Source organism: Pseudescherichia vulneris NBRC 102420, assembly GCF_000759795.1.
Lineage (GTDB): Bacteria > Pseudomonadota > Gammaproteobacteria > Enterobacterales > Enterobacteriaceae > Pseudescherichia > Pseudescherichia vulneris.
Map to the genome: position 1 here is coordinate 36,456 of NZ_BBMZ01000005.1, position 14,502 is coordinate 50,957.

Annotated in this window: 10 protein-coding genes; 6 read left to right on the top strand and 4 right to left on the bottom strand. The window is 61.0% G+C overall.

Annotated features, from left to right (window positions below):
* Positions 1-3 precede the first annotated feature (3 nt).
* The 5 genes from hscA to sseB all read left to right on the top strand — a co-directional run bounded on the left by hscA (position 4) and on the right by sseB (position 4,626).
* Complete coding sequence (gene hscA / locus EV102420_RS03675) at positions 4-1,854, top strand: Fe-S protein assembly chaperone HscA (protein WP_042389048.1); 1,851 nt, start codon at positions 4-6, stop codon at positions 1,852-1,854.
* A 1-nt stretch (position 1,855) separates the two neighbouring features.
* A complete protein-coding gene (gene fdx, locus EV102420_RS03680) occupies positions 1,856-2,191 on the top strand; it encodes an ISC system 2Fe-2S type ferredoxin (RefSeq protein WP_034459208.1) in 336 nt (111 codons plus the stop codon).
* Between the two features lies 1 nt (position 2,192).
* Entirely contained in the window at positions 2,193-2,393 is a 201-nt protein-coding gene (gene iscX / locus EV102420_RS03685; protein WP_042389051.1) for a Fe-S cluster assembly protein IscX, read from the top strand.
* A 65-nt stretch (positions 2,394-2,458) separates the two neighbouring features.
* Positions 2,459-3,748: an aminopeptidase PepB gene (gene pepB, locus EV102420_RS03690; RefSeq protein ID WP_042389053.1), complete on the top strand. Its 1,290-nt coding sequence runs from the start codon at positions 2,459-2,461 to the stop codon at positions 3,746-3,748.
* Between the two features lie 95 nt (positions 3,749-3,843).
* Positions 3,844-4,626: an enhanced serine sensitivity protein SseB gene (gene sseB / locus EV102420_RS03695; RefSeq protein ID WP_042389122.1), complete on the top strand. Its 783-nt coding sequence runs from the start codon at positions 3,844-3,846 to the stop codon at positions 4,624-4,626.
* A gap of 21 nt (positions 4,627-4,647) precedes the next feature.
* Here sseB and EV102420_RS03700 read toward each other — a convergent pair whose 3' ends face one another.
* The 4 genes from EV102420_RS03700 to EV102420_RS03715 all read right to left on the bottom strand — a co-directional run bounded on the left by EV102420_RS03700 (position 4,648) and on the right by EV102420_RS03715 (position 9,282).
* On the bottom strand, positions 4,648-5,418 hold the full coding sequence (locus tag EV102420_RS03700) for a MurR/RpiR family transcriptional regulator (protein ID WP_042389057.1): 771 nt from the start codon (positions 5,416-5,418) through the stop codon (positions 4,648-4,650).
* A 2-nt stretch (positions 5,419-5,420) separates the two neighbouring features.
* Positions 5,421-6,263 (bottom strand): 3-mercaptopyruvate sulfurtransferase, encoded by an 843-nt coding sequence (gene sseA / locus EV102420_RS03705; protein WP_042389059.1) that lies wholly within the window; start codon positions 6,261-6,263, stop codon positions 5,421-5,423.
* Positions 6,264-6,364: 101 nt separating this feature from the next.
* Positions 6,365-7,726, bottom strand: coding sequence for a 6-phospho-alpha-glucosidase (locus EV102420_RS03710; RefSeq protein ID WP_042389062.1), 1,362 nt, complete (start codon positions 7,724-7,726; stop codon positions 6,365-6,367).
* Between the two features lie 11 nt (positions 7,727-7,737).
* On the bottom strand, positions 7,738-9,282 hold the full coding sequence (locus tag EV102420_RS03715; RefSeq protein WP_042389065.1) for a PTS transporter subunit EIIC: 1,545 nt from the start codon (positions 9,280-9,282) through the stop codon (positions 7,738-7,740).
* Between the two features lie 270 nt (positions 9,283-9,552).
* Here EV102420_RS03715 and EV102420_RS03720 point away from each other — a divergent pair, with 270 nt between their 5' ends.
* The gene (locus EV102420_RS03720; protein WP_042389068.1) at positions 9,553-14,502 is read left to right on the top strand and encodes an alpha-2-macroglobulin family protein; all 4,950 of its coding nucleotides are present in this window, start codon (positions 9,553-9,555) and stop codon (positions 14,500-14,502) included.

The window sequence follows — 14,502 nt, forward strand, 5'->3', positions numbered from 1 at the left end:
AACATGGCCTTATTACAAATTAGTGAGCCGGGCATGAGTGCCGCGCCGCACCAGCGTCGTCTGGCGGCGGGCATTGATCTGGGTACAACACACTCTCTGGTGGCTACCGTGCGTAGCGGCCAGGCAGAAACGCTGCCGGACAGCGACGGGCGTCACCTGTTGCCGTCCGTGGTGCACTATCAGCCGCAGGGCCACCGGGTAGGCTTTGAGGCGCGCAGCAATGCGGTCAACGATCCGGCTAACACCATTAGCTCGGTTAAACGCATGATGGGCCGCTCGCTGGCCGACATCCAGGCGCGCTACCCGCATCTGCCGTATCAGCTGCAGGCGAGTGAAAACGGCCTGCCGATGATCGCCACCGCTGCGGGTCTGCTGAACCCGGTACGCATCTCTGCCGATATCCTCAAGGCGCTGGCCGCTCGTGCCACTGAAGCGCTGGCAGGCGAGCTGGACGGCGTGGTCATCACCGTCCCGGCCTACTTTGACGATGCCCAGCGTCAGGGCACCAAAGACGCCGCGCGGCTGGCGGGCCTGCACGTTCTGCGCCTGCTTAACGAGCCGACGGCAGCAGCTATCGCCTACGGCCTCGACTCCGGCAAAGAGGGCGTGATCGCCGTTTACGATCTGGGCGGCGGCACCTTTGATATCTCTATCCTGCGTCTGAGCCGTGGGGTATTTGAGGTGTTAGCCACCGGCGGCGACTCCGCGCTGGGCGGTGACGACTTCGACCACCTGCTGGCGGATCGCATCCGCGAGCTGGCGGGCATCAGCGATCGTCAGGATCCGCGCCTGCAGCGCCAGCTGCTGGACGCTGCCATCGCCGCAAAAATCGCCCTCAGCGATGCCGAAAGCGTCGACGTTGACGTGGCAGGCTGGCAGGGCAGCATCACCCGCACTGAATTCAACGATCTCATCTCCTCCCTGGTTAAACGCACGCTGCTCTCCTGCCGCCGGGCGTTGAAAGACGCAGGCGTTGAGGCCGACGAGGTGCTGGAAGTGGTGATGGTGGGTGGCTCTACTCGCGTGCCGCTGGTGCGCGATCGCGTCGGCGAGTTCTTTGGTCGCCAGCCGCTGACCACCATCGATCCCGATAAGGTTGTTGCCATCGGCGCGGCCATTCAGGCCGATATTCTGGTGGGCAACAAGCCGGACAGCGAAATGCTGCTGCTGGACGTGATCCCGCTGTCGCTGGGTCTGGAGACCATGGGCGGGCTGGTGGAGAAAGTGATCCCGCGGAACACCACCATTCCGGTGGCGCGCGCCCAGGAGTTCACCACCTTTAAAGATGGCCAGACCGCCATGTCGATCCACGTGATGCAGGGCGAGCGTGAACTGGTCACCGACTGCCGCTCGCTGGGTCGCTTTACCCTGCGCGGCATTCCGGCGCTGCCTGCTGGCGGGGCGCACATTCGCGTGACCTTCCAGGTGGACGCCGACGGCCTGCTGAGCGTCACCGCCATGGAAAAATCCACCGGCGTGGCCGCCTCCATTCAGGTTAAGCCCTCCTACGGGCTGACCGACGGCGAAATCGCCACCATGATCCAGGACTCCATGAGCTTTGCTGGCGAAGACGTGAAAGCGCGAATGCTGGCAGAGCAGAAAGTGGAGGCCGCGCGCGTGCTGGAGAGTCTGCAAAGCGCGCTCGGAACCGATGCCGCGCTGTTAAGCGCCGCAGAACGTCAGGTTATTGACGACGCCGCTGCACGTCTGCGTGTAGCCGCCGAGGGCGATGACGCTGACGCCATAGAGCAAGCCATTAAAAATATAGACAAACAAACCCAGGAGTTTGCCGCACGCCGCATGGACCAGTCGGTTCGTAAAGCGCTGAAGGGCCACTCTGTGGACGAGGTTTAATATGCCAAAGATTGTATTTTTGCCCCATCAGGATCTCTGTCCGGATGGCGCTGTGCTGGAAGCGAATGTCGGTGAGACCATTCTTGACGTTGCCCTGCGTAACGGCATTGAGATTGAACACGCCTGCGAAAAATCCTGTGCCTGCACCACCTGCCACTGCGTCGTGCGTGAAGGCTTTGACTCGCTGGCGGAGAGCACCGAAGACGAAGACGACATGCTGGATAAAGCCTGGGGTCTGGAGCCGGAGAGCCGTCTGAGCTGTCAGGCTCGCGTCACCGACGAAGACCTGGTGGTCGAGATGCCGCGTTATACTATTAACCACGCGCGGGAGCATTGATATGGGCCTGAAGTGGAGTGACAGCCGTGAAATCGGCGAGGCGCTGTATGACGCTTACCCGGATCTTGATCCGAAAACCGTGCGCTTTACCGATATGCACCAGTGGATTTGTGAACTGGACGACTTTGATGACGAACCAAACGCATCCAATGAAAAGATTCTGGAAGCGATTCTGTTAGTCTGGTTAGACGAAGCGTCATAATGCATAGCGGGCTGCCTTCGGGTAGCCCGTTTTCACATTGCAGGCTTGATCATAAGGACAGAATAATGACAACCGAAGCCATGAAAATTACCCTGACGACTCAGCCCGCCGATGCGCGCTGGGGCGAGAAAGCAGCTTACAGTATTAACAGTGACGGCGTTGCGCTGCACCTTACCGGCGCAGACAATCTGGGCCTGATCCAGCGTGCGGCGCGTAAAATCGACGGCATGGGCATCAAGCACGTCCAGCTGGCAGGCGAGGGCTGGGACGTCGATCGCAGCTGGGCATTCTGGCAGGGCTACAGAGGGCCGAAAGGCAGCCGCAAAATTGAGTGGGCTACGCTGGATGACGCCCAGCAGAAAGAGCTGGAGAGCCGCCGCAACGTTATCGATTGGGTGCGCGATGCCATCAACGCCTCTCCCGAAGAGCTGGGGCCGGAGCAGCTGGCCCAGCGTGCGGTGGATCTGCTGAGCGGCGTGGGCGGAGAGAACATCTCCTACCGCATCACCAAAGGCGAAGATCTGCGGGAGCAGAACTACATGGGGATCTACACCGTTGGCCGTGGCTCCGAGCGCACGCCGGTTTTGCTGGCGCTGGACTACAACCCCACCGGCGATAAAAACGCCCCGGTCTATGCCTGCCTGGTCGGCAAAGGCGTCACCTTTGACTCCGGTGGCTACAGCATCAAGCAGAGCGCTTTTATGGACTCGATGAAGTCCGATATGGGCGGCGCGGCCATGGTCACCGGCGCGCTGGCGTTTGCCATTACGCGCGGCCTGAACAAGCGCGTGAAGCTCTATCTCTGCTGCGCAGATAACCTGATCAGCGGCAACGCCTTCAAGCTTGGCGACATCATTCGCTATCGCAACGGCAAAACCGTTGAGATCATGAATACCGATGCCGAAGGCCGCCTGGTGCTAGCCGATGGCCTGATCGACGCGGTGAAGCAAAATCCAGAGCTGATTATCGACGCGGCAACGCTGACCGGCGCGGCAAAAACCGCCCTCGGCAACGACTACCACGCGCTGCTGAGCTTTGATGACAAGCTGGCTAATCGCCTGCTGGCCAGCGCCAGCGCGGAGAACGAGCCGTTCTGGCGTCTGCCGCTGGCAGAGTTCCACCGCAGCCAGCTGCCGTCTAACTTTGCTGAACTGAACAACACCGCTAGCGCCGCCTTCCCGGCTGGAGCCAGCACCGCCGCCGGTTTCCTCTCCCACTTCGTTGAGAACTACCGCGAAGGCTGGCTGCATATCGACTGCTCTGCCACCTACCGTAAAGCGGCTGTGGATCAGTGGGCTGCTGGGGCAACCGGTCTGGGCGTGCGTACCATCGCCAACCTGTTAACAGCGGAATAATTGCTACGCCCGGCGGCGCTGCGCTTGCATGGGCCTACCTGTTACGTAGGCCGGGTAAGCGTAGCGCCACCCGGCATGTGTGAATGACTCATTTTATGTCTGAAACGAAAAACGAATTAGAGACCCTGCTTGAGCAGGCGGCGACCGAGCCGGGCCACCGTCCTGCGTTCTTCCGCACGCTGATGACCTCCACCGTCTGGGTTCCCGGTACGGCGGCAGAGGGCCAGACGGTGGTTGAAGATAGCGCCGTGGATATTCAGCACTGGGAGAAGGACGACGGCACCTCGGTGATCCCGTTCTTCACCTCCCTTGAGGCGTTGCAGCAGGCGGTTGAGGATGAGCAGGCCTTCGTGGTGATGCCGGTGCGTACCCTGTTTGAGATGACTCTCGGCGAAACGCTGTTCCTCAACGCCAAGCTGCCGACGGGCAAAGAGTTTACGCCGAGTGAGATCAGCCACCTGGTGGGGAAAGAGGAGGGTAACCCCCTCAGCCAGCAGAAGGTCATTGAGGGCGGCAGCGCGCTGCTGCTTTCCGAGGTGGCCGAGCCGCCTGCGCAGATGGTTGACTCGTTGACGACGCTGTTTAAGACCATGAAAACGGTCAAGCGGGCGTTTCTCTGCTCTATCAAAGAGGAGGCTGACGCCCGGCCCAACCTGCTCATTGGAATCGAAACCGAGGCTGACAGCGACATCGAGGCGATAATCCAGTCAGCCGGCAGCGTTGCCACCGACACGCTGCCGGGCGATGAGCCTGTCGACATCTGCCTGGTTGCCGAAGGCGAGAAGGGCATCAGCCACTTTATGCTGGCGCACATTACGCCCTTCTACGAGCGGCGCTGGGGCAGCTTCCTGCGCGACTTCAAGCAGCGTATTATCTAGTCTCTCTGACGGGGTGAGCGTTCACCCCGTCGCTTCCAGCAGCAGCAAATCCATCAGCAGCACCAGGTTCGACTCGAACGAGGTTACCCCTGCGGCTTCGGCGGCGAAATGCACCGCCTCGTCATACAGCCCGAAATGGAGATCCGCCATGCCCGCCAGGCTATTGGCTGAGGCGCGGGTAAAGGCCACGATGGTCATGCCAACGTTTTTCGCGATCCGCGCCTTATCCAGCACCTGCTCTGTCTCACCGCTGCGGGAGACGGCAATAAACACCTCATAGCGGGCGGCGTTGCTGAGGAAAATATTGCGGCTGTCCCCCGGACCGGAGATAAACGCCGTCTTGCCCAGCACCTGCAACTTCTTGGTGAGATACTCGGCAAAGAGATAGGAGAACCCCGCCCCGTAGAGAAAAAAGCTCTCTTTCTCGCGCAGCAGGTCGGCGAAAAAGCGGCGCTTCTCTTCCGTGGCCCAGCGAAAGGTCTGCTGATAGTTAGCGATAAACTGGTTAAACCGCAGCGAGAGATCGGCGGTTTCATCCGCCGGGACCGCGATGTGCGGTGTATCGGCAAGCAGCTGCTTGCAGTACCAGATCAGCTCGCTGTAGCCGCTAAAGCCCAGCTTCTGACACAGGCGCATAATGGTAGCGGTAGAGACAAAGGTCTCCTGCGCCAGCTCGCGCACCGTGATGTTGCCCACTAAAAGCGGGTGGGTGGTGAGATGGGCCAGCACACGATACTCCGCGCGGGTCAGCGACTCGCCGCGCGACAGCAGCGGCGCAAGGCGGTTGTCCATGCTCAGGCTGGTTCAACGGGCAGATCGTCCCGCGCGCCCCATTCACTCCATGAGCCGTCATAGAGCGTAACGCCGTCGACGCCCAGCGTCTCCAGCGCCAGCGCCACCACGGCAGCGGTAACCCCGGAGCCGCAGCTCACCACGATCGGCTTGCTAAGATCGACACCCTGACGGGCAAAGACAGCGCTCAGCTCGTCGGTGGTTTTTAACTCACCTTCAAACACCAGTTCGCCCCAGGGCACGTTCAGCGCGCCGGGAATATGCCCGCGCTTCAGTCCCGGACGCGGCTCATCCGCTTCGGCGTTGAAGCGCGGGGCAGGGCGGGCATCCACCAGCTGGGCGGTTTTCTCATGGCTGATCAGCAGCACGTCGGTCAGGCGCTTCACGCGGTCGGCATCAAAGTGGGCTTCAAACTCAGCTTCGGGCAGCGTTACGTCACCCTGCTGCAGCGGCAGCTCGTCGCGCTGCCAGCCTGCCAGGCCACCCGCCAGGATCGATACCTGCTCCACGCCAAAGGTTTTCAGCATCCACCACGCCCGGGGTGCAGAGTAGAGGTTACCTTCATCGTAAATCACCAGATGCTTGTCGCTGCTTATGCCTAGCTCACGCATGGCGACGGCAAACGCCTCTGGACGCGGCATCATATGGGGCAGGGAAGAGGTGTGATCGGAGAGGGCCTCAATATCAAAAAAGACCGCGCCCGGAAGGTGTCCGGCGCGGTACTCGGCGCGCATATCACGGTGCTCCTGGCCAACCGGTGCCATGCGTGCATCAATAATCTGTACGTCAGGAGAGTCGCCGTGTTCAATCAGCCAGTCGGCAGCAACGAAGAATGAGGTAGTCATAGCAGGTGGGCCTCCTTTAATGTGTTGATTAAAGGATTGTCGGTGTTTTTTCTCACACCGACAAGTTTACCCTCTCAACGCCGCGAGCAGGCTTCAGAAATTTATAGCGATTCTCCATCCTGCCAGGCTTTTTGCAGCTGCGGCCAGTAGTCACGGTTCGCCTCGATCATATCGTCGAGGATCGCCTTCGCATGCTGCATTGTTGGCACGGTGCGGTTCAGCGTAAAGGCCTGGAGCGCTTTCTCATAGCTGCCTTCGATGGTCGCCTCCACCAGTAGCTGTTCAGAGGCCAGCTGCTGCATCAGCAGAGTCTGGTGGAACAGCGGTACCGCGCCCATCCGTACTGGCTCCGGCCCGTTGGCGGTAATGTAGGCCGGCACCTCGACCATGGCATCATAGGGTAGGTTAGCGATTGCTCCCTTGTTTTCGACGATCACCAGATGACGCTGGCGCAGATCAAAGGCCAGCGAGCAGGCGACGTCGACGATAAACGCTCCGTGGACGCCAACGTGGAAGGCATCCGGCAGGATCCCGGTGCGCTGGTACTCTTCGGCGGCGGCAAACAGTTTCTTCTCGCGACCGTTCATCACCTCGTTAGCGCGAGTCAGGTGCGGATCCTGATGCTCAACGATCTGGTTCGGCATCAGGTAATATTGCAAATAGGGGTTCGGCAGATAGTCAGGGAAGTGATCCATGATCGGCTTAATGTTGCGCCAGGTCTTCACCCACGAGGGATCGGCGTGCTGCGGATCGGTCTTCGAGGCATCCTCGGTGAGCAGGCCAAACTGCGCCACGTGACGACGCACCTCGGGCAGGCGGTCTTCCCCGTCCACCAGGATGCGGGTAAACCAGCCGAAGTGGTTCAGGCCAAAGTAGTCCACCTGTAATTTGTGACGATCGACCCCCAGAATGGCCCCGATGTTACGCATTGCCGCCACCGGCATATCGCAGATATTCAGCACCCGGGCGTTAGGACGCAGGCGACGTACCCCTTCGGCCACAATTGCCGCCGGGTTAGAGTAGTTCACAATCCACGCCTTCTTATCCGCGTACTGCTCTACCAGGTCGATAAGCTCAACCATCGGCAGAATGGTGCGCAGGCCGTAAGCCAGGCCGCCTGGCCCGCAGGTCTCCTGGCCTACTACGCCGTGGCGCAAGGGGATCTTCTCATCCTGCTCGCGCATTTTGTACTGGCCCACGCGCATCTGGGCAAAGATGAAGTGTGCTCCGCTGAAGGCGGTTTCGGCATCGCTGGTAACGATAAATTTAATCGTGTCGCTGTGGTCGCGGATCACCTTCTCCACCACCGGGGCCAGCGTGCGCTGACGTGCCTCATCGATATCATAGAGGCGGATCTCCGCCAGCGGGAAATCCTCCAGCCGCACCATCAGGCTTTTGACGATGCCTGGCGTATAGGTGCTGCCGCCGCCGGCGATGGACAGAATAAATGGGGGGGTAAGCATGTGTGCCTCCTTCAAAGAAACGCCTCAACGGCCTCTCGCATTTTTTTGACGTGCAGCCCGTAGACCACCTGAACGTTATTGCCTTGTTTGATCACCCCCTTCGCGCCAGTGGCTTTCAGGCGTGGCTCGTCGATCATCGCCACGTCTTTCACCGTTACGCGCAGGCGGGTATAGCAGTTATCCACCACCTCAACGTTGTCGCGCCCGCCCAGCCCGGCGACAATGGCCTCGCCCAGTCCGTCGTTGCCACCTTTCGCCTGATACTCCTGCTTGCTGTAGAGGCGGGTCTCCTGATCTTCCTCCTCGCGCCCCGGCGTTTTCATATCGAAGCGCAGGATCAGGAAGCGGAAGATGACAAAGTAGAGGGCGAACATAATCAGGCCGACCACGATATACATCGGCCAGTTGGATTTTTCGGTGCCGAGCGGCAGGTTGTAGATAATGAAATCAACAATGCCGTTCGCGCCAATGGCGTGAACCCCAAGCAGATAGAAGAGCATCATGCCGATGCCGGTCAGCACCGCGTGAACAACAAACAGCAGCGGGGCGACGAACAGGAATGAGAACTCAATCGGCTCGGTGACACCTACCAGCAGAGAGGTGAGCGCCGCCGGGATCAGAATCGCTTTGGCTGCCGCTTTGCGCTCGGGTTTAGCGGTCAGGTACATCGCCAGCGCGGCGGCGGGCAGGCCAAACATTTTGCTGATGCCGCGCGCATCCCATACTACGGTGCTGCTCAGCTGGTGTACCGAGGGGCAGGCCATCTCGGCAAAGTAGATATTGCGCGCGCCCTGGTAGGTCTGGCCGCAGACGTCCGCCGTGCCCCCCAGTTCGGTATAGAGGAATGGGGTATAAACCAGGTGATGCAGGCCGGTGGGAACCAGAATGCGCTCCAGAAAACCGTAGACCGCCACGCCAAATGGCCCCGCGCCCTTGATTGCCAGCGCGGCGGTGCTGATGCCCTGCTGGGCGAAAGGCCACAGCTCGCTCATGATCACGCCGAGCAGCATCGAGACCGGCAGCATAATGATCGCCACGAAGCAGTGGCCGGAGTAGACCGCCATCGCGCCGGAGAACTGCACCCCGGAGTATTTGTTATAGAAGTAGCCCGAGAGCGCGCCGGTGAGGATCCCGGCAAAGACGCCCATCTCCAGCACCTGGACGCCCAGCACCATGCTCTGACCGGCGGCCTTCATCTGATCCGCTGCCGCCAGCTCACCCTGTAGGCTCAGGGTGACGTTCATGGCGTTGATGAAGACGACGAAGGTGACCAGCCCGATCAGCGCCGCATAACCCTTGTCGCGCGCCGCCAGACCCACAGGGATCCCCACGGCGAAGACCAGCGCCAGGTTGACCAGCACCGACACGGCCGATTTTGCCATCAGCTGGCCGAGGCTTTGAATAAAGGGGTAGCCGAGGAAGGGCAGGTACTCCGCCACATTGCCGTTGCCCAGCAAATTACCAAAGGCAATGAACAGGCCGACGATGGGTAAAATCAGCACTGGACCGTAAAGGGACTTACCAAAATTTTGTAGGGCATTAACGGCTCTTTTCATCGTCGTCTCTCATTATGAACCGCGCACGGAGGTGCGATAACAGAGTAACGTTAGCAGCGCCAGGCGGTTTTACGCCAGCTATCTTCTTGTTTTAAAAACAAATGACGGCTAACGTAACATGTAACGTTATGGGCTGTGATCGACGTAACAGTTGGGCCTGCCGTCAAGCAAAGATTGCGAGCCGCTTTCCAGAGTTTTCATTCTCTTTTGGCTAGTGCAAAAACTGGCGCATACTATGGCTGACTCTCGATCAACGGCAGGGATAAAGGAATGAAACCGTTACGTTTTACTGCGCTTGCAATGGCGCTGGTCGCTACCTCTTTTTTAGCGGGCTGTGATAATAGCGGCGCGCCACAGGCGGCGGTCACCAAAGCCGCGGATGCTGATCCAAAGCCAGTGGCTAAAGTCGACAGCGCCCAGCGGGAGAAGCTTGCTGCCCAGAGCGCAGGTAAAACCTTGTCCCTGCAGGATGCCTCAGAGGTGCAGCTTGATGGCGCAGCCACCCTGGTGCTGGCCTTCAATATCCCCCTCGATCCCGACCAGGACTTCTCCCAGACGGTGCACCTTGTCGATAAGAAGAGCGGCAAGCTGGACGGAGCGTGGGAGCTGGCACCCAACCTGAAAGAGCTGCGCTTCCGTCATCTGGAGCCGAACCGGGAGCTGATTGTCTCCGTTGATAGCGGGCTGGTGGCGCTGAACAAAGCGACCTTCGGCAGCAGTTTTGAAAAAACCATTACCACCCGCGACGTGGAGCCGAGCGTCGGCTTTGCCAGCCGGGGCTCATTGCTGCCGGGCAAGGTAGTCGAGGGGCTACCGGTGATGGCGCTCAACGTCAATAACGTCGACGTTAACTTCTACCGCGTGAAGCCCGAGTCGCTGACGGCCTTTGTCAGCCAGTGGGAATACCGCAACTCCCTGACTAACTGGGAGTCCGATACGCTGCTGAAGATGGCGGATCTGGTCTATACCGGGCGTTTCGATCTTAACCCCACGCGCAATACCCGCGAGAAGCTGCTCCTGCCGCTGGCCGAGATCAAGCCACTCCAACAGGCGGGCGTCTATATCGCCGTTATGAATCAGGCCGGGCACTACAGCTACAGCAATGCCGCCACGCTGTTTACCCTGAGCAATATCGGCCTGTCGGTGCATCGTTACCATAACCAGCTGGATGTCTTTACCCAGGGCCTGGAGAACGGCGCAGCGGGTGAGGGCGTTGAGGTCACCCTGCTCAATGAGAAGGGGCAGACCCTGGCCCAGGCCACCAGCGACGCCAAAGGCCATGCGGTGCTCAGCACTGACAAAGAGGCCGCCCTGCTGCTGGCGCGCAAGGATGGCGAAACCACGCTGCTCGATTTAACCCTACCGGCGCTGGATCTGGCCGAGTTCGCCATTGCCGGCGAGCCGGGCTACAGCAAGCAGCTGTTTATGTTTGGTCCACGCGATCTCTATCGCCCTGGCGAAACGGTGATCCTCAACGCGCTGCTGCGCGACCGGGACGGCAAGCCGCTCCCTGCCCAGCCAGTGAAGCTGGAGGTGGTGAAGCCGGACGGCCAGGTGGTGCGCACCGTCGTAAGCCAGCCGCAGGAAGGGGCGCTCTACCAGTTTACCTACTCGCTGGATGCCGGTGCGCCAACCGGCATGTGGCACGTTCGCGCCAATACCGGGGATAACCAGAGCCCGCAGTGGCGCTTCCAGGTGGAAGACTTTATGCCGGAGCGCATGGCGCTCAACCTCAACGCGCAAAAAGCGCCGCTGGCGATGGCCGATAGCGTCAGCTTCGACGTCACGGGGCGTTATCTCTACGGCGCGCCCGCCAACGGCAACACGCTACAGGGACAGCTGTTCCTGCGTCCGCTGCGCGAGGCTGTTGCCGCGCTGCCGGGCTTCCAGTTCGGTAACATTGCCGAGGAGAATCTCTCTCGCAGCCTCGATGAGGTACAGGTCACTCTGGACGAGAAAGGCCACGGCGAGGTGACAACTGAAAGCCAGTGGCAGGAGGCCCATTCGCCGTTGCAGCTGATCCTCCAGGCGAGCCTGCTGGAGTCCGGCGGTCGTCCGGTAACCCGTCGTGCCGAGCAGGCCATCTGGCCCGCCGCCGCGCTGCCGGGCATTCGTCCGCAGTTTGCGGCTAAATCCGTTTATGACTACCGCACCGATACCACCGTTGACCGGCCTACGGTTGACGAGAACGGCCAGGCCGGGTTTGACATTGTCTATGTTGATGCCAACGGTGTGAAAAAAGCGGTCAACGATCTGCAGGTGCGGCTGATCCGCGAGCGTCGCGACTACTACTGGAACTGGTCCGAGAGCGACGGCTGGCAGTCCCAGTTCGATCAAAAGGATCTGGTGGAGGGCGAGCAGTCTCTCAACCTGGCGGCGGATGAGACCGGCAAGGTCAGCTTCCCGGTGGAGTGGGGCTCCTATCGCCTTGAGGTGAAAGCGCCAGATGAAACCGTCAGCAGCGTGCGCTTCTGGGCAGGCTACAGCTGGCAGGATAACAACGAGGGGGCGGATGCCGCGCGTCCTGACCGCGTCACCCTGAAGCTCGACAAGCCCGCCTATCAGCCGGGCGATACCATCCAGCTGCATATTGCTGCTCCCGCAGCCGGTAAGGGTTATGCAATGGTGGAGTCCAGCGATGGTCCGCTGTGGTGGCAGGAGATCGACGTCCCGGCCGAGGGGCTGGATCTGGCTATCCCGGTGGATAAAGCCTGGCAGCGCCACGATCTCTACCTCAGCACGCTGGTGGTGCGTCCCGGCGATAAGTCCCGCGCCGCCACGCCGAAGCGTGCGGTTGGCCTGCTCCATCTGCCGCTTGGCGATGAGGGCCGCCGTCTGGCGGTAAGCCTCGACGGTCCGCAGAAGATGCGCCCTGACCAGCCGCTGACCGTTAAGGTCAAGGCCAGCGTGAGCTCAGGTGAAATGCCGAAAAAGGTGAACGTGTTGCTCTCGGCGGTCGACAGCGGCGTGCTCAATATTACCGACTACGTCACGCCGGATCCGTGGAAATCCTTCTTTGGTCAGAAGCGCTACGGGGCCGATATCTATGATATCTACGGCCAGGTGATTGAAGGCCAGGGCCGGGCGGCGACGCTGCGCTTTGGTGGCGACGGCGACGAGCTGAACCGGGGCGGGAAGCCGCCGGTTAACCACGTCAATATCATCGCCCAGCAGGCGCAGCCGGTGACGCTGGATGAACATGGCGAAGGCACGGTGACCCTGCCGATCGGTGATTTCAACGGCGAGCTGCGGGTGATGGCCCAGGCCTGGAGCGAGGATGAGTTTGGCAGCGCTGAAAGCAAAGTAGTGGTTGCCGCGCCGCTGATTGCCGAGCTGAATACGCCGCGCTTCCTTGCCAGCGGAGACAGTACCCGGCTGGCGCTGGATATCACTAACCTGACCGACAGCCCGCAGACGCTGAACGTCGCGCTTACCGCCAGCGGACTCGTGGAGCTGCAAAGCCAGCAGCCCGCCCCGGTGAGCCTCGCGCCTCAGGCGCGGATCACCATTTTCATACCCATCGCTGCCAAAGATGGCTTTGGTGACGGCGAAATCAGCGCCCAGATTAGCGGCCTGACGCTGCCTAACGAAACCTTCGCCCCGCAGCACAAGCAGTGGAAGATTGGCGTGCGTCCCGCCTGGCCTGCACAGACGGTCAACACCGGGACAATGCTGGCTCCAGGCCAGAGCTGGACTGCACCTGCCGATCTGCTGGCAGGGTTCGCACCTGCCACGCTGCAAGGTCAGCTGCTGCTGAGCGGCAAGCCGCCGCTGAACCTGGCGCGCTATATTCGCGAGCTGAAGGCCTATCCCTACGGCTGCCTGGAGCAGACCGCCAGCGGTCTCTTCCCGTCGCTCTATACCAACGCCGCGCAGCTTAAGGCGCTGGGCATTGCCGGTGACAGCGATGAGAAACGCCGTGCTGCAGTAGAGACGGGCATCTCACGTCTGCTGCAGATGCAGCGCGACGACGGCGGCTTTGCGCTCTGGGATAAGGGCGGGCCGGAAGAGTACTGGCTTACCGCCTACGTTACCGACTTCCTGGTGCGTGCCGGTCAGCAGGGCTACAGCGTGCCCGCCGAGGCGCTGACCCAGGCCAACAATCGCCTCCTGCGCTATCTGCAGGATCCGGGCATGATGGCGATCCGCTACAGCGACAACGATCAGGCAAGTAAGTTTGCCGTGCAGGCCTACGCCGGGCTGGTACTGGCCCAGCAGCAGAAAGCACCCCTGGGCGCGCTGCGTGAGATCTGGCAGCGCCATGAGCAGGCGGCATCAGGGCTGCCTCTGGTGCAGGTGGGCATTGCTCTGAAGCTGATGGGCGACGGTGAGCGAGGCGATCAGGCCGTGGCGCTGGGGTTAAAAACGCCGCGTCAGGACGATACCCGCTGGCTGGCGGACTACGGCAGCGCCATTCGGGATAACGCCCTGATGCTCTCTCTGCTGCAGGAGAATAACCTGCTGCCAAATGAACAAAACCGCCTGCTGCACACGCTCTCCGCGCAGGCATTTGGTCAGCGCTGGCTCTCGACCCAGGAGAGCAACGCGCTCTTCCTGGCGGGCAGAGCCCTGGCGGCAAGTCCAGGCAACTGGCAGGCCCAGACATCACTCGCAGGGGAGGCGCTAAGCGGCGACCGTGCCCGGACGCTGCCGCTGACGGCGGATACGCTCGCGGCGCTGCAGGTAACCAACACCGGCAGCGCGCCGCTCTGGCTGCGTCTCGATACCAGCGGCTATGCGCAGTACGCGCCAGCGCCGTCATCAAACGTCTTGCACATCGAACGGCAGATCCTCGGCACCGACGGCAAGAGCAAATCGCTGTCGGCGCTGAAGAGCGGCGAGCTGGTGCTGGTCTGGCTGGAGGTGAAGGCCAGCCAGAGCGTGCCGGATGCGCTGGTGGTTGATCTGCTGCCTGCCGGACTGGAGCTGGAGAACCAGAACCTGGCCAGCAGCAGCGCCAGCCTGCAGGAGAGCGCCAGCGAGGTGCAGAACCTGCTTAACCAGATGCAGCAGGCGGATATCCAGCATATGGAGTTCCGTGACGATCGCTTTGTGGCAGCGGTAGCGGTAAACGAGGGTCAGCCGGTGACGCTGGTTTATCTGGCCCGTGCCGTTACGCCGGGAAGCTATCAGGTACCGATGCCGCAGGTCGAGTCGATGTACGTACCCCAGTGGCGGGCAACGGGCGCAGCAAGCGGCCCGCTGATTGTCCGGCCATAG

Coding starts and splice junctions, on each gene's coding strand:
- hscA (WP_042389048.1), top strand. CDS start 4: ATGGCCTTATTACAAATTAGTGAGCCGGGCATGAGTGCCGCGCCGCAC.
- fdx (WP_034459208.1), top strand. CDS start 1,856: ATGCCAAAGATTGTATTTTTGCCCCATCAGGATCTCTGTCCGGATGGC.
- iscX (WP_042389051.1), top strand. CDS start 2,193: ATGGGCCTGAAGTGGAGTGACAGCCGTGAAATCGGCGAGGCGCTGTAT.
- pepB (WP_042389053.1), top strand. CDS start 2,459: ATGACAACCGAAGCCATGAAAATTACCCTGACGACTCAGCCCGCCGAT.
- sseB (WP_042389122.1), top strand. CDS start 3,844: ATGTCTGAAACGAAAAACGAATTAGAGACCCTGCTTGAGCAGGCGGCG.
- EV102420_RS03700 (WP_042389057.1), bottom strand. CDS start 5,418: ATGGACAACCGCCTTGCGCCGCTGCTGTCGCGCGGCGAGTCGCTGACC.
- sseA (WP_042389059.1), bottom strand. CDS start 6,263: ATGACTACCTCATTCTTCGTTGCTGCCGACTGGCTGATTGAACACGGC.
- EV102420_RS03710 (WP_042389062.1), bottom strand. CDS start 7,726: ATGCTTACCCCCCCATTTATTCTGTCCATCGCCGGCGGCGGCAGCACC.
- EV102420_RS03715 (WP_042389065.1), bottom strand. CDS start 9,282: ATGAAAAGAGCCGTTAATGCCCTACAAAATTTTGGTAAGTCCCTTTAC.
- EV102420_RS03720 (WP_042389068.1), top strand. CDS start 9,553: ATGAAACCGTTACGTTTTACTGCGCTTGCAATGGCGCTGGTCGCTACC.